The 16,725-nt window shown below is 63.9% G+C and carries 18 protein-coding genes; 2 read left to right on the top strand and 16 right to left on the bottom strand.

Annotated elements, in window-relative coordinates:
- Positions 1 to 441: 441 nt before the first annotated feature.
- On the bottom strand, positions 442 to 1,137 hold the full coding sequence (locus CH295_RS17395; protein WP_094741416.1) for a pyridoxamine 5'-phosphate oxidase family protein: 696 nt from the start codon (positions 1,135 to 1,137) through the stop codon (positions 442 to 444).
- Between the two features lie 99 nt (positions 1,138 to 1,236).
- Between CH295_RS17395 and pdxR the strand changes: the two genes are divergently transcribed.
- Positions 1,237 to 2,634 carry a MocR-like pyridoxine biosynthesis transcription factor PdxR gene (gene pdxR, locus CH295_RS17390; protein WP_094741415.1) on the top strand — a complete coding sequence of 466 codons (1,398 nt, stop codon included), beginning with the start codon at positions 1,237 to 1,239 and terminating at the stop codon, positions 2,632 to 2,634.
- Here the strand turns inward: pdxR and murA are convergent.
- Complete coding sequence (murA, locus tag CH295_RS17385) at positions 2,627 to 3,880, bottom strand: UDP-N-acetylglucosamine 1-carboxyvinyltransferase (protein ID WP_094741417.1); 1,254 nt, start codon at positions 3,878 to 3,880, stop codon at positions 2,627 to 2,629. The two genes, pdxR and murA, sit on opposite strands and share 8 nt — an antisense overlap.
- 54 nt (positions 3,881 to 3,934) lie before the next feature.
- Here murA and CH295_RS17380 point away from each other — a divergent pair, with 54 nt between their 5' ends.
- On the top strand, positions 3,935 to 4,537 hold the full coding sequence (locus tag CH295_RS17380) for a cob(I)yrinic acid a,c-diamide adenosyltransferase (protein ID WP_094632787.1): 603 nt from the start codon (positions 3,935 to 3,937) through the stop codon (positions 4,535 to 4,537).
- On the opposite strand, the gene CH295_RS17375 is transcribed toward CH295_RS17380, so the two are convergent.
- The 14 genes from CH295_RS17375 to CH295_RS17305 form a co-directional block, all read right to left on the bottom strand.
- Complete coding sequence (locus CH295_RS17375; protein ID WP_037193375.1) at positions 4,538 to 4,975, bottom strand: DUF2550 domain-containing protein; 438 nt, start codon at positions 4,973 to 4,975, stop codon at positions 4,538 to 4,540. It lies immediately after the preceding gene.
- A gap of 29 nt (positions 4,976 to 5,004) precedes the next feature.
- Positions 5,005 to 5,364 (bottom strand): F0F1 ATP synthase subunit epsilon, encoded by a 360-nt coding sequence (locus tag CH295_RS17370; RefSeq protein ID WP_037193376.1) that lies wholly within the window; start codon positions 5,362 to 5,364, stop codon positions 5,005 to 5,007.
- Positions 5,365 to 5,394: 30 nt separating this feature from the next.
- The gene (gene atpD, locus CH295_RS17365; RefSeq protein WP_027497899.1) at positions 5,395 to 6,843 is read right to left on the bottom strand and encodes a F0F1 ATP synthase subunit beta; all 1,449 of its coding nucleotides are present in this window, start codon (positions 6,841 to 6,843) and stop codon (positions 5,395 to 5,397) included.
- Positions 6,844 to 6,846: 3 nt separating this feature from the next.
- Complete coding sequence (locus tag CH295_RS17360; protein WP_037193379.1) at positions 6,847 to 7,818, bottom strand: F0F1 ATP synthase subunit gamma; 972 nt, start codon at positions 7,816 to 7,818, stop codon at positions 6,847 to 6,849.
- Positions 7,819 to 7,870: 52 nt separating this feature from the next.
- Positions 7,871 to 9,514 (bottom strand): F0F1 ATP synthase subunit alpha, encoded by a 1,644-nt coding sequence (gene atpA / locus CH295_RS17355; RefSeq protein ID WP_037193380.1) that lies wholly within the window; start codon positions 9,512 to 9,514, stop codon positions 7,871 to 7,873.
- Between the two features lie 88 nt (positions 9,515 to 9,602).
- A complete protein-coding gene (locus tag CH295_RS17350; protein ID WP_094614644.1) occupies positions 9,603 to 10,430 on the bottom strand; it encodes a F0F1 ATP synthase subunit delta in 828 nt (275 codons plus the stop codon).
- An 8-nt stretch (positions 10,431 to 10,438) separates the two neighbouring features.
- Positions 10,439 to 10,999 (bottom strand): F0F1 ATP synthase subunit B, encoded by a 561-nt coding sequence (locus CH295_RS17345; RefSeq protein ID WP_032393521.1) that lies wholly within the window; start codon positions 10,997 to 10,999, stop codon positions 10,439 to 10,441.
- A gap of 7 nt (positions 11,000 to 11,006) precedes the next feature.
- Entirely contained in the window at positions 11,007 to 11,246 is a 240-nt protein-coding gene (locus CH295_RS17340) for an ATP synthase F0 subunit C (protein WP_008715092.1), read from the bottom strand.
- 78 nt (positions 11,247 to 11,324) lie between these two features.
- The gene (gene atpB / locus CH295_RS17335; RefSeq protein ID WP_094632788.1) at positions 11,325 to 12,101 is read right to left on the bottom strand and encodes a F0F1 ATP synthase subunit A; all 777 of its coding nucleotides are present in this window, start codon (positions 12,099 to 12,101) and stop codon (positions 11,325 to 11,327) included.
- A 389-nt stretch (positions 12,102 to 12,490) separates the two neighbouring features.
- Positions 12,491 to 12,922, bottom strand: a complete 432-nt coding sequence (locus CH295_RS17325; protein ID WP_170945952.1) for a Cg1360 family ATP-synthase-associated protein — start codon at positions 12,920 to 12,922, stop codon at positions 12,491 to 12,493.
- 66 nt (positions 12,923 to 12,988) lie between these two features.
- Entirely contained in the window at positions 12,989 to 14,200 is a 1,212-nt protein-coding gene (locus tag CH295_RS17320) for a glycosyltransferase family 4 protein (protein WP_094741413.1), read from the bottom strand.
- A gap of 18 nt (positions 14,201 to 14,218) precedes the next feature.
- The gene (locus CH295_RS17315) at positions 14,219 to 14,881 is read right to left on the bottom strand and encodes an L-threonylcarbamoyladenylate synthase (RefSeq protein WP_037193386.1); all 663 of its coding nucleotides are present in this window, start codon (positions 14,879 to 14,881) and stop codon (positions 14,219 to 14,221) included.
- Positions 14,882 to 14,947: 66 nt separating this feature from the next.
- Positions 14,948 to 15,832, bottom strand: a complete 885-nt coding sequence (prmC, locus tag CH295_RS17310) for a peptide chain release factor N(5)-glutamine methyltransferase (RefSeq protein ID WP_037193387.1) — start codon at positions 15,830 to 15,832, stop codon at positions 14,948 to 14,950.
- Between the two features lie 34 nt (positions 15,833 to 15,866).
- Positions 15,867 to 16,685 (bottom strand): SHOCT domain-containing protein, encoded by an 819-nt coding sequence (locus CH295_RS17305; protein ID WP_094741412.1) that lies wholly within the window; start codon positions 16,683 to 16,685, stop codon positions 15,867 to 15,869.
- Positions 16,686 to 16,725 lie beyond the last annotated feature (40 nt).

Below are 16,725 nucleotides of genomic sequence, written 5' to 3'. Positions count from 1 at the left end.
CCACAAGCGGATGGCTGATACATCGAATGCTTTCACCAAATAAATTCGGCACTGACATTCATCGACACACTGTTGAGTTCTCAAAGAACACGCACACACTCTCACCCCACGAACACACAGTCCGTCGGCCTCAAGGGCAACTGTTCCAGCCTATCCCAGCTTGGTCTCGGACACAAGGCCCGACTCTTGGGGGATAAAACCTGCCGAGCCACACGTCCAACCTCGTTCACCCAGTCCGTGAAGACCGGGTCGGTGTCCGTCGCTCTGACTCGACAAAAGTTACGCCACCAACCACACCAACGCAAATCGGCAGGTCGCCCGATGCTCTCGTGACATTCGCGCAGCTCGACGGCGACGCGTCAGGTCACCGCGACCGCAACCCGCTGCAGGTTGCGCTTGTGATGCCAACCACAGCCCGAACTGCCACTGCTGCAACAGCGTTCACCCCCGCATCGCGTTCCGGCGCACATCGTCCACATGCTTCGGAACCGGGATTTCCGCCGCGAGGTCCGCGGCAGCTTCGGCGACGCCGAGTGCCTCCCACACCGGAACAACGCCGGCCCACACGTCGCCCCGTTCGATGTCGAGGTCGTCGTCGACCGGACCACCTGACCGCGATTTCACCGATGCCTCGTACATCGGAAGCGCCAGCACCGCGGTGGCAGCCAGCTCCTTCCGCGTATGCGAGCGCAGATGTGCGCTTCTTCCGGGGATCACCTGATCGACGATCGTGTCCAATGCTCGAATCCGCTCGTCGGCGTCCACCACTCGACGAGGCCGTCCGACGACAACGGCACTTCGATAGTTCATCGAATGATGGAATGCCGATCGCGCGAGGACGAGACCGTCGACGACGGTCATGGTGACGCAGATGTCCTGCTCCGGAGCATCGATCATGCTGCGTGATGCCACGGATCCGTGCAGGTACAGCGTGCCTTCCCTGTCCGGGCCTGCCGGATCCACGCCGAACACCGTCGGCACGACGCGCGGAACTCCGGCCACGATCACGCCCATATGACAGATACGGGCGGCGCGCAGTACGTCCAGCAGCAATGCCCGTTCGAGGCCGGCACGAGGCCTACCCCGCTTCACTACGGTTCGCGGCGTCGGGGAAAGAGGCACGTCGTGGACTGTCATGGTTTCAGGATCCGGTACGAGTGGCCTTGTGTCATGATCCAATCCAGTCGATTTTGTTCAGGCCACTTCGATGTAGACGACGAAGGAGACCGCTGGTCCATGCTCCCGATCACTCTGTCGATCACCATCGATCGCGCCGACGCTCGGACGCTGCCCGTCCAACTGGCCGATCGCATCCGATCCGCAATCGACGCCGGCGAGCTGAAGCCCGATTCTCGATTACCCAGTACCCGAGCACTTTCCGTCGATCTGGGCATTGCGCGTGCGGTCGTGGAGAAGGCCTACGAACAGCTTGTCGCAGAAGGTTGGCTCGATGCCCGACGCGGTTCGGGCAACTATGTCCGACACATCCCCCGTGCACCTCGATCGGTTGCGATGGCGTCGAGCGCACACACCACACCACGAACACCCCCGCGGATATCGCTCCGTCCGGGAATCCCATGGACTCCGCCCTCGGCATCCGATGCCTGGAAGCGCGCGTGGCGCGAGGTCGGCGGCACACCACCTCCCGGCGACTATCCCGATTCTGCCGGCACGCTCGAACTGAGGACTCGCGTCGCTGAGCTACTCCGCCGCGCACGCGGGCTGCACACCACACCGGCGTCGATCGTGATCACGACGGGCAGCGTTCACGGTCTCGATCTTGCTCTCGGTGCGCTTTCCGTCGCCGAATCGGTGGAATGCGTTCTGGCACTGGAGAATCCAGGATACAGATCCGCCGCTGCGCTCGCGACGCATCGCGGGTGGTCCTTGCACGACGTCCCCGTCGACCGCGATGGCCTGATCGTCGAACAACTCGACTCGACTCCCCCACGGACACCAGCCGTCTACGTCACGCCGTCGCATCAATATCCGACCGGCGCATTCATGCCGATCGGACGTCGACGCGCCTTGGCGGACTGGGCACGCAGCAACGATTCCATGATCATCGAGGATGACTACGACTCCGAATTCCGTTACGGCGTAGCGCCTTTGCCCACTGTGGCCGAGCTGGCACCCGACCGGACCGTGTACCTCGGCACCGTATCCAAGACCCTCGGTGCCGGGATACGTCTCGGCTGGATGGTGGCGCCTCGGTCGATGGTCGACCGCATCTCGGCAACGCGCCGCGCGATCGGCGATCACCCATCGGTTCCCGTCCAGCATGCGATGACGTCCATGTTGCGCGACGGCGAATGGGACAGAGCCGTCCGAACGGCGCGCCGGCTCTATCGGACCCGCGACCGCCTGGTCGCCGCCGCGCTCTCCAGGTTCGGCGAGCTCCGCGGAGTCGGAGCCGGCCTCCATACGGTGTTGATACTCGATACCGCGTCGGCGCGCGACGTCGCTACTTCATGTGCCGCGAAGGGTGTGGACGTACCGACACTCGAACGCTCGACCCGCTCGCACACAGCCCGGGGTGGAATTGTCGTCGGATACGGTTCCGTCTCCGACGACGAATTGGACTATGCGATAAGCATATTGGTCGAGGCGCTGGAAGCCGTGCTTCTCAGCTGACCCGCTCGATGCTGCCACCCAATGCAGTCAGGTTCTCGACGAATCGCGGATAGCCGCGATCGATGTGGAACACGTCGTGCACCTCTGTCGTACCGTCGGCCACCAGTCCCGCGAGAACCAATCCGGCCCCGGCCCGGATATCGGAGGACCACACCGGCGCACTGGACAGCTGCGGGACACCGCGAACCACGGCGTGGTGGCCATCGGTACGCGCGTCGGCCCCGAGCCTGATCATCTCCTCGACGAACCGGAATCGAGCCTCGAAGACATTTTCGGTGATCATCGACGTGCCGTCGGCTACGGTCGCGAGTCCGATGGCCATCGGCTGCAGGTCGGTCGGAAACCCTGGATAAGGAAGCGTCGCGAAATTGACCGCGTGCGGTCGCTCGTGCTGCACGACGCGGAAGCCGTCGGGTTCGCTGGTGACCTCGGCGCCGGCGGACCTCAACTTGTCCAACACCAACGACAGGTGCTTGGGGTTCACACCACGCACTCGCACATCCCCACGAGTCATGGCAGCGGCGATTCCCCACGTCGCCGCGACGATGCGATCGCCGATCACTCGATGGGTCGTCGGCTTCAGCGCGCTCACGCCTCGAATGGTCAAGGTCGACGTGCCTGCACCTCGGACATCGGCGCCCATCTCGTTGAGCATGTTGCACACGTCGACGATGTCCGGCTCACGCGCGGCGTTGTCGATCACCGTCTCCCCGGTGGCGAGGACTGCGGCCATCAAGATGTTCTCGGTGGCACCGACGGACGGAAACGCCAGTCTGATGTTCGCGCCGCGCAATTCGTCTGCTTCCGCAACGACGCACCCGTGTTGGATCTCGCTGCGGGCCCCGAGCAACTGGAGACCGGACTGGTGCATGTCGAGGGGACGCGACCCGATCGCGTCACCACCCGGCAGTGCGACGACAGCTCTCTTGCACCGCGCAACCAGCGGCCCCAACACGCACACCGAAGCTCGGAACTGGCGAACTGCCGCGAAATCGGCGTGATACTTCGGCATGGCCGGAGTGGTGATGTGAACGACCGATCCCTCCAACTCGACCTCACAGCCGAGCCCACGCAGCACTTCTGCCATCAGTGGCACGTCCAGGATGTCGGGGCAGTTGGTGATCGTGCTGGTGCCCTCTGCCAGCAGCGCTGCAGCCATCAATTTGAGGACGCTGTTCTTCGCACCACCGACCGCCACCTCACCGACGAGGCGATTTCCACCGTTGACCAAAAAGCGTTCACTCACGTCGACAGCGTAGCCAGCGGGACCGGCCGACACCCGCGCGGTACCGTAGCGCGCATGGCCGTCCACCTCACCCGCATCTATACGAGAACCGGCGACGACGGGACCACCGGGCTGAGCGATTTCTCGAGGGTGTCCAAGAACGACGAACGACTCGTTGCCTACGCGGACTGCGACGAGACCAACGCGAGCCTCGGTGTGGTTCTCGCACTGGGCAATCCGCCCGAATCGGTGCATTCGGTGATCCGCACCATCCAGAGCGATCTCTTTGACGCGGGGGCCGATCTGTCGACTCCGGTCGTCGAGAATCCGCAGTACCCGCCTCTGCGCATCGATCAGAGCTACGTCGACCGCCTCGAAGGCTGGTGCGACGAGTTCAACGAGGATCTCCCCGCACTGACGTCGTTCATTCTGCCGGGCGGAACGCCGCTGGGAGCGTTGCTACACGTGTCGCGAACGGTGGCCCGACGGGCGGAGCGGTCGGCATGGGCTGCGGTGCACGCGAGCCCGGAGACCACGAGTGCATTGCCGGCGAAATACCTCAACCGACTCTCGGATCTACTGTTCATTCTCAGCCGCTACGCCAACCCCGAGGGCGACGTCCAGTGGGTTCCCGGGTCGAGCCGCACTTCGAGCGATCCGACTACCGACAACAGCTGATCAGGCAGCCGGTCGGCGGCGACGCGACCGACCGGAGGGACGAGATTCGACCCAGGACAGGAAAGCGGTCAACGCACTTCTGTCCAGGGCGATCTCGAAATACTTACCGTGGTCGGACAGTTCCAACACGGCGATGTCCGGTGTCATGATGTCGAACTCGGTGTCCCGTGGGGCTCGTCGATCACCCACGTGAATGTCCTGTCTACCCAGCCGATGATCGGGGCCGGGACGAAGACTCGACAGCTTGAAGAAAACGAGCGTGTTGTCGCCGTACCGAATGATGCCGTGACGCCAACCGGCCCCACCGTCCGTCGGCAATACCCGCATGATCGCGGCGGTCCCCCCGCGCCGTAGAACCATCAGACGGTACGCAAAAGCCGCGACGAGCCCTGCGAGCAGCACAACCAGAATGATCAGAACAATCAATCCGTAGTGCATCGCAGGTCTCGTCGCGGCTTCTCGTGAACCTAGGACCGCTCGACAGCGCGGACACGACCCTTGGCCACAGCAATGGCCTCGAGGTCGTCGCCGTTCTCTGCCACTACAGCCCGTGCCGCCTCGACATCGATGTCGTCGGCGAAATCGGCCGATTCTGCCAGCACGGTGACCGTCTTGCCGGTCACCGACAGGAACCCACCGTGGACGGCTGCGATGAGCTTCTCGCCATCCGTGGTGGTGATCGACACCGTGCCACCCTCGATCAACTGTCCGAGGACAGGCTCGTGGCCCAGCATGATGCCGATCTCACCTTCGGTGGTCTGAGCGCTGACGATGGTCGCGGTACCGGACCACAGCTTTTGCTCCACAGCGACCAGGGAGACCTCCATGCCGCTCTTCTCGGAAGAAGTCACGTCGGTCTACTTTCCGGCCATCTTCTTCGCGGCTGCCTCGACATCGTCGAGACCGCCACAGCTGTTGAAGGCCTGCTCGGGAAGGTGGTCGTACTCACCCTTGGTGACCTTGTCGAATGCCTCGATGGTGTCGGAGAGCGACACGACCGAACCGGCCTCGCCGGTGAACTTCTCGGCAACGATGAAGTTCTGGCCGAGGAACTTCTGGAGGCGGCGGGCGCGGCCGACCAGAACCTTGTCCTCTTCCTGGAGCTCGTCCATACCGAGGATGGCGATGATGTCCTGCAGCTCCTTGTACTTCTGCAGGATCCGCTTGACCTCGTTGGCGACGCGGAAGTGCTCCGCACCGACGATGCCGGGCTCGAGGATGCGCGAGGTCGAGCTCAGCGGGTCCACAGCGGGGTAGATACCCATCTGCGAAATCGGACGCGAGAGCTCGGTCGTCGCATCGAGGTGCGCGAACGTCGTGGCCGGGGCCGGGTCGGTGTAGTCGTCGGCGGGAACGTAGATCGCCTGCAGCGAGGTGATCGAGCGTCCACGGGTCGAGGTGATGCGCTCCTGGAGCTCACCCATCTCGTCCGCCAGCGTGGGCTGGTAACCGACGGCCGACGGCATACGACCGAGAAGGGTCGACACCTCCGAACCTGCCTGCGTGAAGCGGAAGATGTTGTCGATGAACAGAAGAACGTCCTGTCCCTGAACATCGCGGAAGTACTCCGCCATGGTCAGTGCCGACAACGCCACGCGCATACGCGTGCCGGGCGGCTCGTCCATCTGGCCGAAGACGAGGGCGGTGTCCTGGAGGACACCCATCTCTTCCATCTCGAGGTGAAGGTCGGTGCCCTCACGGGTACGCTCGCCGACTCCTGCGAACACCGAGGTGCCCGAGAACTCGCGTGCGATACGAGTGATCATTTCCTGGATCAGAACGGTCTTGCCGACACCGGCACCACCGAACAGACCGATCTTTCCGCCCTTGACGTACGGGGTCAGAAGGTCGATGACCTTGATGCCGGTCTCGAGGATCTCGGTCTTGCCCTCGAGCTGATCGAAGGCTGGTGGCTTGCGGTGGATGCCCCACTGCTCGCCGTCGCGGCCGAGTCCGGGGGTGTCCAGGCAGTCACCGAGGGCGTTGAACACGTGGCCCTTGACGACGTCACCGACGGGAACCGAGATCGGCTTGCCCGAGTCGACGACTGCAGTGCCGCGGACGAGTCCGTCGGTGGGCTGCATCGAGATGGTGCGAACCAAGTTGTCGCCGAGGTGCTGTGCGACCTCAAGCGTCAGGGTCTTGGCCACGGTCGGCAGAGTGATCTCTGCGTTGAGGGCGTTGAACAGTGCGGGAATCGAGCCGCGCGGGAACTCGACGTCCACAACGGGGCCGATGACCCGAACGACACGGCCGGACTGTGTGTCCGCTCCGCTCGCGTTCTCTTGGGCTACTGCTGCGGTCATTGCTTAGTCACTTCCTGCGCTGTCGGCCAACGCGTTGGCGCCACCGACGATTTCGCTGATTTCCTGGGTGATCTGGGCCTGCCGAGCCTGGTTGGCCTGACGGCTCAAGGTCTCGACCAATTCGTTCGCGTTGTCCGTCGCCGCCTTCATGGCGGTACGACGCGCCGCGGACTCCGACGCTGCTGCATCGAGCAACGACGCGTAGATCCTGGTGCTGATGTACTTGGGCAGCAGCGCCGAGAGCAGAGTTCCCGCTTCCGGCTCGAACTCGTACTGTGCCTGCACATCTGCGGTCGGCGAGTCGCTCAACGCGTCTGCACCCATCTCGAATTCCTCGTCGGTGTACGAGATCTCAAGCGGTGCCATACGGCGAACTTCGGGCTTCTGCGTGAGCATCGACACGAAGCGGGTGTAGACGATGTGCAACTCGTCCACGCCCTCGACGGTGCCTTCACCGTTGGGAGCGTCGACCTCGGTGCCCGAGCCGGCCATGAACAGCTCGACCAGGTGCCTACTGGCCTTGGCCGCGTCGGCGTATCCGGGCTCCTGAGAGAAGCCGGTCCAGGCACCCTTCACGTCCCGCTCGCGGAATGTGTAGTAGCCCAGGCCTTTTGCGCCCAGAACGTAGATGACCGGATCCTTGCCCTCGGAACGGAGAAGCTGGAACAGCTCCTCCGTCTCCTTGAGCACGTTGGAGTTGTAGCCGCCGCACATACCGCGGTCGCTGGTCACGACCAGAACTGCGGCACGCTTGGGCTCGGGTCGCTCGTTGAGCAACGGGTGATCGAGCGAGCTCGATGCACTCGCCAACGCGGAGAGCACCTTGGTGATCTCTTCCGCATACGGCTTCGATGCGGCAACGCGGGCCTGAGCCTTGGTGATTCGCGATGTCGCGATCAACTCTTGTGCCTTGGTGATCTTCTTGGTCGAGTTGACCGACTTGATGCGGGAGCGAAGCTCGAGAATGCTTGCCATCTAGCTGTTCACGCTCCCTTCTGTGCTCGTCTTGTCACCTGTCATCGCAGGCCTACTTGCTGACTGTCTTGCGAGTGACGTTGACCTGTTCCTGGCTGACCTCGTCGGCGTTCAGAGTGTCTGCCTCGGCCTCGTTGACGACGCGGTTACCGTCCGAGTCGACGAATCCGGCCTTGAACTTCTCGGTCGCCTCGGTCAGCGCCTTCTGGTTGTCCTCGTCGAGGGCCTTGCCACCGGCGATGCTGTCGTAGACGCCGCTGGCGTTGCGGTGCAGATCCTCGAGCAGTTCGGTCTCGAAGCGACGCACGTCGCCGACGGGCACCGAGTCGTACGTACCCTGGCCGGCCAGCCAGATCGAGACGATCTGATCTTCGACGGCAACCGGGGCGTACTGATCCTGCTTGAGCAGCTCGACCAGACGTGCGCCACGCTCGAGCTGCGCCTTGGAGGCCGCGTCGAGGTCGGAAGCGAACGCCGAGAAGGCTTCCAGCTCGCGGAACTGAGCGAGCTCGAGGCGAAGAGATCCGGAGACCTTCTTCATGCCCTTGGTCTGTGCCGCGCCGCCGACTCGGGACACCGAGATGCCGACGTTGATAGCGGGACGGACGCCCTTGTTGAACAGGTCCGACTCCAGGAAGACCTGACCGTCGGTGATGGAGATGACGTTGGTCGGGATGTACGCCGAGACGTCGTTGGCCTTGGTCTCGATGATCGGCAGAGCCGTCAACGATCCGCCACCGAGCTCGTCGGACAGCTTCGCCGAACGCTCCAGCAGACGGGAGTGCAAGTAGAAGACGTCACCGGGGTATGCCTCGCGGCCCGGCGGACGACGCAGCAGCAGCGAGATGGCGCGGTACGCCTCGGCCTGCTTGGTCAGGTCGTCGAACACGATGAGGACGTGCTTGCCCTGGTACATCCAGTGCTGGCCGATGGCCGAGCCGGTGTACGGGGCGAGCCACTTGAAGCCGGCCGAATCGGACGCGGGAGCCGCGACGATGGTCGTGTATTCGAGTGCGCCCTGCTCTTCGAGTGCAGCCTTGACGCCTGCGATCGTGGAGCCCTTCTGGCCGATGGCGACGTAGATGCAGCGAACCTGCTTCTTCTCGTCACCGCTCTCCCAGTTGGCCTTCTGGTTCAGGATCGCGTCGATGCAGACCGCGGTCTTGCCGGTCTTGCGGTCGCCGATGATGAGCTGACGCTGGCCGCGGCCGATCGGGGTCATGGCGTCGATCGCCTTGATACCGGTCTGCAGCGGCTCCTCGACGGGCTGACGCTCGAGCACCGAGGCAGCCTGCAGTTCGAGGGCGCGGGTCTCGGAGGACTCGATGTCGCCGAGGCCGTCGATGGGCTTGCCCAGGGGGTCCACGACGCGACCGAGGTAGCCGTCGCCCACGGGGACCGACAGCACGTCTCCGGTGCGCTTGACTTCCTGGCCTTCTTCGATGTGCTCGTAGTCACCGAGGATGACGGCACCGATTTCGGTGGCATCCAGGTTCAGCGCGACACCGAGAACTCCGCCGGGGAATTCCAGAAGTTCGTTGGACATCGCCGACGGCAATCCGGACACGTGAGCGATTCCGTCGCTCGTGTCCGTAACCGTGCCGACCTCCTCGCGGGAAGACTCCGGTGAGTAGCTCGCGGTGAAGTTATCGATCGCGCTACGGATCTCGTCGGAGGAGATCGTCAGCTCCGCCATAGTGTTTCCTGCTCTTCCTTCAAATGATCGCGGGGTGAAATGTCTCGAAAGTCGAGACGCTTCTTCTCGTTACTGTGTCCGTGTCGGACTATTTGAGCGTCTTTCGCAATGCAGCGAGGCGGCCTGCCCCGCTACCGTCGATGACCTCGTCGCCGATACGAACGACAAGTCCGCTGAGCAGTTCGGTATCGACCTCTACATGCACCGTGACCTGCTTGCCGTACGTGCGGGTCAAGGTTGCCGTCAGCTTCTCGAGCTGACTGTCGCTCAGTGGGGCTGCGCTGCGGACGTGTGCAACCGCGCGGTCGCGCTGTTCGGCGGCCAGGTCGGCCAGTCCGTTCAGTACGTCGGCGGGAGCCGCCTTCCGTGGACGCGTCACAGCCTGAACTGCGAGCGCCTCGGTGACCGCGGTGACCTTGCCGTAGAGCAGGCGACCGAGCAGTTCACGCTTGGCCTGCGAAGGCTTCGAGCGATCCGACAGGGCCTGCTCGAGCTGCGGGTTGGCCGCCACGATCCGCCCCAGTCGGAACAGTTCGTCCTCGACCGTGTCCAGCTGATCCTGATCGGCCGCGGCGCGAAGCAGAGCTTCACGTCCCAGCTCGACCAGCGAGTTCAGCAGGTCGCGAGCGGTGGACCAGCTTTCTCCGGCAGCGGCCTTGACGATCGTCGCCGTTGCACTCGACACCTGGCCGGAGAAGACCTCTCCGGCCAGATCGCTTCGCCGAACGCCCTCGACCGACGAATCGGCGAGAGCGGTACGCAACGTGCGCTGCGCGTCGAGAGTCTCGACGACGGCGAACAACTCGGCACCGGTCTGAGCAGCGACGGCTGTTGCCTCGCCTGCCGACGCGGACCCCAGAGCTTCGTGGGCAACCGACCGCGTGCGGGCGAGTGCCTCACGAGAAGTTGCGTACATGGTTCGACTCACTTTCCGGATGCGGAGTCCGCGGTGACGGAATCCAACTCGTTGAGGAAGCGATCGATCGAACTGGAACGCTTCGCGTCGTCGGACAACTGCTCTCCGATGACCTTCTCAGCGAGTTCGACGGCCGTGCGTCCCAGATCTCCCCGAAGCTCGGTGACGATCTGCTGACGCTGAGCAACGAGCTGATTGTGACCTGCGGCCACGATCCGGTCGCTTTCTTCCTGCGCCTTTTCCTTCATCTCGGCGAGAATCGCCTGTCCCTGGGTGCGCGCTTCCTCACGGATCTGCGCGGCCTCGGAACGGGCGTCGGCCAGCTGAGCGTGGTACTGCTCGAGTGCAGCCTTGGCTTCTGCCTGTGCCTCTTCGGCCTTCTTGATTCCGCCTTCGATGAGCTCGGAACGCTCAGCGAGAACCTTGGTGAAGCGCGGCACCACGTACTTCCAGAAGAGGAAGCCGATTGCCGCGACACAGACGATCGACCAAACGATGTCGTAGGTTGCGGGCAGAAGAGGGTTGTATTCCTCCCCCTCCGCCGCCAGCAACGTAATCGCGTTTGTCATCGCGCTCTCAGAGAATGAAGCCGGCGACGAGGCCGATCAGGGCGAGGGACTCGGTGAATGCGATGCCGAGGAACATGGTGGTACGGAGCTGACCGGCCAGCTCGGGCTGACGAGCGGTTGCTTCCATGTTCTTGGCGACGACCAGGCCGAGGCCGATGCCGCCGCCGATAGCTGCGAGGCCGTAGCCGATGGCACCGTATCCGCTAGCGGTGATTTCCTGCGCCTGGGCCAGAACTTCAAGGCTCATTGGGTTTTCCGTTCCCTTTCTTCGGTCCACATCCGGGTGTCGGAGGTGGCGGTGTAGCTGGTTCGGTCAGTTGGTCGGTCAGTGCGAGTCGGCGTGCAGCGACAGATCGATGTAGATCGCCGTGAGCAGCGCGAAAATGTAGGCCTGGAGGAAGATCACCAGCATCTCGAACATCGTGAACAAGAAGCCCATGATGAGCGAGGGCGCTGCGAAGATCTTCAGCCCGGCCGACGCCTCGAAGAGGAAGAACTGGGTCGCGCTGAAGAACAGCACGAGCATGATGTGGCCGGCCAGCATGTTGGCGAGCAGACGCACCGTCAGTGTGAACGGACGCAGTACGAAGTTCGAGACGAACTCCAGCGGGATCAGCAGCACGTGCATCGCAGGCGGAATGCCGGGGATGACGATGGTGCCCTTGACGAACTTCCCGACGCCGAACTTCTTGACACCTGCGTAGATGAACGCGACGTACGCAACCGCGGCGAGCACGATCGGTAGACCGATGCGGGCATTCGACGAGATGTTCAGAAACGGAATGACGGCGCTCGCGTTCACCGCGAACACAGTGAAGAAGATGGTCATGATGACGGGCAGGAACCGACGACCCTGTTCTTTACCGAGCACATCTTCTGCGACGTGGATCCGAACGAAATCGAGAGCGATCTCTCCGACGTTCTGAAGACCACGCGGAACGATCTTCGGGCTGCGGAGGGCAACCACCATGAAGATGATCAGAATCGCCGACATCAGGATGCGGATGAGCATCAGCCTGTCGAGCTCGAACGGGGTCCCCTCGAACAGCACCGCGGGAGGAAAGAAATCGGATAGTGACGGCGGACTGTATTCCGCAGCCAGGGTGGTGACGCTCAGCGGTCTCTCCCGTGTTCGGGCCGCAGCCGGTAGCGACTGCGGTTCGATCGGACAATGACGATCTATCAAGTCGACGAAAATCGGCTCGCAATCGTCAGAGGCTGAGGCCCGGTCTTCATCGGCCAAGCGTCTGTCGGGTGTCGGCGACTCACGTCGACTCGGCAACTCTCAGGGCGGAACCTTACGTTGCCGAAGTCGATGACTCCGGGCCTACTGTAAGGAAGCTCACGCTGACTGCTACCTGCGGGGGTCCAGTCCAGGGAAAAAGTCTCTTTCGTCCCAGTCTTGCCCACCGCTTGATGCAAACTTTATCAACAGAACTACGACGTTGTGTAGGCGGCCCTCAGCTTAACCGATTACGACAGCTTGTCGTACTACAGATCGTCGGTCTTGGCCTCGCCGGGAACGCTGTCCACGTAGGCGACCTTCGTCTTGACGACCCCGAAGACCTCGGCGCCGAGCACGACGACGAGAGCTCCCAGGATGGTCAGCCCCAACGAGTAGCGGTTGTAGAAGTCGGCGTCCTTGAGTGCGACCAGCACGATCAGCGCGATGATCATCTTCACCAGCCAACCGCCGAGCAGCAGCGCTCCGACGGCCGAAGCAGGAAAACGGGTGGTGAGCGCAACCGACAGGGCCGTCGTGATGACAAAGCCGCCGCCGATGGCCACGCCGATGAGCGATCCCCACAAGCCGGGCGTGCCGGCCGCGGCGACGGAGATTCCGACGCACACCACCGTCAGTACCACCAGTCCGATGAGTCCGTATCGAACTGCGGCGCGAAGCGGCGCGAATTGGTCGGGCATGGACTGAGGAGTGAAGGTCACAGTTGTCGAGGGTACCCAGGACGCGGCCGGGACCAGCGGACGGGATCAGCCGCCCCGTCGAGCGCTTCGCGGTTCCGAGCCCAGTGATCGGTCCACCCTCAAGGTGGGTACAGCTGTCACGACCAATGCGAACACCAGACCCGCTGCGACCAGGAGCACCACTATTCGGCGGTCCAACAGAGACGACCCGACTGCCCCGAAGGCGAGGACACCGACCCACAGGTAGATCACCAACACCACTCGCCGATGCGAATGGCCGATCTGCAGCAGCCGATGGTGCAGGTGCATCTTGTCGGGGCTGAAGGGACTCCGTCCGGCCCGGGTGCGGCGAATGACAGCCAGCAGCAGGTCCAGAATCGGGATGAGCATCACAGCCCCGACCAGCAGAAGCGGCGACAGTAGACCCAGCAGATCGCGCGGGCCGTACGCCGTCAACGGGATCCGCCCGGACGCACTGGTCGAGATCGTAGCGAGCGTCAGACCGATGAGCATCGATCCCGAATCGCCCATGAAGATGCGAGCGGGTTGAAAGTTGTGTGGCAGAAACCCCAGGCACGCGCCCGCCAGCGCCGCTGCGATCAGCGCCGGTGGGTAGACGCCGACGTCTCCCCCCTGCTCCTGCAGCAACCCCACCGAGAAGATGCAGATCGCCACCGAGGAAATGAGCCCGAGGCCGGCCGCCAGCCCGTCCAGTCCGTCGACGAAGTTCATCGCATTGACGATCACGACGGTGATCAGCACGGTCACCAGTCCGGCTTGCAGTTGGTCGAGCACCAGGGTGCTACCCGGTTGACCGGGCTCGCCTCCCCACGGCTGGTAGAGCACGACCCAGCTAACGCCCATGATGACGAGGACTCCGGCCGCCGTCACCTGGCCGACGAACTTGGTCAGCGCATCCAGACCCCACCGGTCGTCGATGACACCGACCAGCACGATCACGAAGCCGGCAACCAGCGCGGCCGGAATGTCGCGGTTGTAGGCGACGTCGAAACCCCGAGCGAGGGCAGGCAGCTGCGACGCGAACAGCAGGGCGGCGAGCATGCCCACGTAGATGCCCACTCCCCCGAGCCTCGGGGTGGCCTGCACGTGGACGTCACGATCGCGGGGAACGGCAACAGCACCGAACTTGATCGCCGCCACTCGGACTCCCCCGGTAGCAAAGAACGTGACGACAGCGGCAGTGAGAAAGACCAGCAGTAGCTCCCGAATGGGAACACCTGCCCCCAGATTCGACTGGGCCAGCAACTCGACACTCATGCGGCACGGACGGGCATGTCAGGACGCTCCCGGGACCAGGCTTTCGGCGGTGACACCGAGAACCTCGGCAATCTTCTCGGTGGGAATGGCACCGACCCGCAGAATTCGTGCTCGATCGCTCGTCAGATCGACGATGGTCGACGCCACCGCGTGATCGGCCGGTCCCCCGTCCAGGTAGACCGCGGCCGAGCCGCCGAGTTGATCCCGAGCCTCCGTGACGGTGGTGGCGGGTGGACTGCCGGAGATGTTGGCACTGGACACCGCGAGCGGGCCGACCTCGCGCAACAGCTCGAGCGCAACCGGGTGCAGCGGCATCCGCAACATCACGGTGCCCTGAGCATCGCCCAGATCCCAGGCCAGGGATGGAGCCTGCTGCACGACGATGCTCAGTGCACCGGGCCAGAAGGCGCGTATCAGGTCTCGGGTGCGTGGCCGGACACTCTGGACCAGGCCGTCGATGGTGTTCCACGAACCGACGAGCACGGGAACCGGCATATCGCGTCCCCTGCCCTTGGCCCGCAGCAGATCCGTGACAGCGCTGCCGTCGAATGCATCGGCGGCGATCCCGTACAGGGTGTCGGTCGGCATGACGACGAGTCGGCCGGACTTGAGGGCACCGCGGGCAGCGGTCAATCCGGCAGCGCGCGCGTCGGCTTCACGGCAGTCGTAGACGGTACTCACGGCACCTATCCTTCCACCTTCGATAACGAAGTGATGTCAGGTGTCGCCCGCCTGCCGTTCCCGTCGTCAGGCCTGGACCGGCTGTGCCCGTGCTGCAACGACGAACCGGGGCCTACCCGCCAGATCCGGATGCGCGGTGACCTCGGTGAACACGCGTCGCCGAGACAGCAATGCCGCCACCTCGCTGCCATTGGAGTCGTCGTGTTCGATGGCGACGCCGCCGCCGATCCGAAGCCAACGGGCGATGTTGCCGATCATCGGTTCGATGACCGACAGGCCGTCCGAACCGCCGAACAGCGCCATGTGCGGATCGTGATCGATCACCTCGGGATCGAGGTCTGCCCCCTCCGGAATGTAGGGCGGGTTGGCGACGATCATGTCGACTGCACCGTCGAGTTCGGTCAACAGATCTCGAGCCGTGACATCGCCGTGGTGCAGTGTGATCGGGGTATCGCCGTGGCCGCTGCGCAAGTCCGCATTGCGCCGAGCCCACGCCAATGCCGACGGGTCGAGCTCGACGGCATGGACGACGGCGTCCGGCCGAGCGTTGGCGATCGCCAGTGCCAATGCGCCCGAGCCCGTGCACAGATCGAGAATCACCGGCGGGTGGTGGTCGACGTTCTCGAGGAACGCCAGAGCCCAGGCCAACAACAATTCGGTTTCCGGCCGGGGCACGAACACGCCCGGCCCCACTTCGACGTCGATGTTGCCCAGCGAGGTCGTTCCCGTGATGTATTGCAGCGGAATGCGTTTCGCGCGCTGCTCGACGGTTCGGAAGTACGCCTCGACAACCTCGGGTTCGACGAGAGGAACCAGACCGAGACGGCCGCGGTCCACGCCGACGAGGTGTGCAGCGAGCAGTTCCGCATCGACCCGCGGGCTCGGCACACCGGCAGCATCGAGCATCGACGTTGCTTCGAGGATGGCCAGACGTAACGGCTTGCGGCTCACCCGTACAGACTGCCACGAGCCACCGACAACCCGGTCACACGCGTCCCAGCAACTCCGACTTCTTGGCGTAGAACTCGTCGTCGGTGAGGAAGCCCTTCGCGTGCAGACCTGCGAGAGCCTCGATCGCCGCCGTGATGTCGGAGATGTCCACGCCTGACGGGTTGCTCCGAGGCGACTGGTTCGAGGACTGCGGAGACTGCTGAGACGAGGACGGTTGCGCGTAGGTCTGCGGAGCGGATTGCGGCGTCGACCGGTTCTGCGAGTTCGTTCCGCTCGACGGTTGGTCGACGCGAGGCAGGCTGCCTGCGGTGAACGTGCCGTACTGGCTGGTGAACTCGAGCGAGCCCGGTCCACCGCCCTGCTGTTGCTGGACTCCGCCGATGGAGTGATCGAGAGTGTCGTAGACGGCCAGTTCACCGCCTGCCGACACGGCGAGGCGTCGAGATCCCGGGAACACCGCGTACTGCGACCCGTTCTGACCACCGCTCGAGCTCGGCGCACCGAGTTCCGACGGCCACCACGAGCCGCCGCCGTACGAGTTGCCACCGAACGAGCTGCCACCGGTTTCTCTGGGCGGGTACACCTGATGCTGCGCCAGCACTGCAGACAGGTCTCGACAGAGGCCGTCGACCCGGCTCTTGAGTCCGTGATCGAACATGTTGCCCACCATGGTCATTCCGCCGCGCATCCACTGCCCACTGCCGCCGAGCTCAGGGATGTTGAACTGAGCCATGGTGCCGCGGCCGTTGTTGACGGCATCGAGCATCGTGCGGACGGCATCGGTCGAGACGCCGTAGCGCGACGACAGCTCGGACACGGCGTTCTCGCCTGCGGGAGTCAGGGCCTGGTTCATGTCTGGTGTGCCTCTCGGGCGCTGTTACGGGGTCGAACCT

The organism is Rhodococcus sp. 14-2483-1-2 (assembly GCF_002259405.1).
Lineage (GTDB): Bacteria > Actinomycetota > Actinomycetes > Mycobacteriales > Mycobacteriaceae > Rhodococcoides.
The sequence above is the reverse complement of the archived record's forward strand: the minus strand, read 5'-3'. Positions and strand labels throughout refer to the sequence as shown.

Bases quoted from the DNA above. Each gene is read 5' to 3' on its own strand.
- CH295_RS17395 (WP_094741416.1), bottom strand. From the start codon at position 1,137: ATGACAGTCCACGACGTGCCTCTTTCCCCGACGCCGCGAACCGTAGTG.
- pdxR (WP_094741415.1), top strand. From the start codon at position 1,237: ATGCTCCCGATCACTCTGTCGATCACCATCGATCGCGCCGACGCTCGG.
- CH295_RS17380 (WP_094632787.1), top strand. From the start codon at position 3,935: ATGGCCGTCCACCTCACCCGCATCTATACGAGAACCGGCGACGACGGG.
- CH295_RS17375 (WP_037193375.1), bottom strand. From the start codon at position 4,975: ATGCACTACGGATTGATTGTTCTGATCATTCTGGTTGTGCTGCTCGCA.
- CH295_RS17370 (WP_037193376.1), bottom strand. From the start codon at position 5,364: ATGGAGGTCTCCCTGGTCGCTGTGGAGCAAAAGCTGTGGTCCGGTACC.
- atpD (WP_027497899.1), bottom strand. From the start codon at position 6,843: ATGACCGCAGCAGTAGCCCAAGAGAACGCGAGCGGAGCGGACACACAG.
- CH295_RS17360 (WP_037193379.1), bottom strand. From the start codon at position 7,818: ATGGCAAGCATTCTCGAGCTTCGCTCCCGCATCAAGTCGGTCAACTCG.
- atpA (WP_037193380.1), bottom strand. From the start codon at position 9,514: ATGGCGGAGCTGACGATCTCCTCCGACGAGATCCGTAGCGCGATCGAT.
- CH295_RS17350 (WP_094614644.1), bottom strand. From the start codon at position 10,430: ATGTACGCAACTTCTCGTGAGGCACTCGCCCGCACGCGGTCGGTTGCC.
- CH295_RS17345 (WP_032393521.1), bottom strand. From the start codon at position 10,999: ATGACAAACGCGATTACGTTGCTGGCGGCGGAGGGGGAGGAATACAAC.
- CH295_RS17340 (WP_008715092.1), bottom strand. From the start codon at position 11,246: ATGAGCCTTGAAGTTCTGGCCCAGGCGCAGGAAATCACCGCTAGCGGA.
- CH295_RS17325 (WP_170945952.1), bottom strand. From the start codon at position 12,922: ATGCCCGACCAATTCGCGCCGCTTCGCGCCGCAGTTCGATACGGACTC.
- CH295_RS17320 (WP_094741413.1), bottom strand. From the start codon at position 14,200: ATGAGTGTCGAGTTGCTGGCCCAGTCGAATCTGGGGGCAGGTGTTCCC.
- CH295_RS17305 (WP_094741412.1), bottom strand. From the start codon at position 16,685: ATGAACCAGGCCCTGACTCCCGCAGGCGAGAACGCCGTGTCCGAGCTG.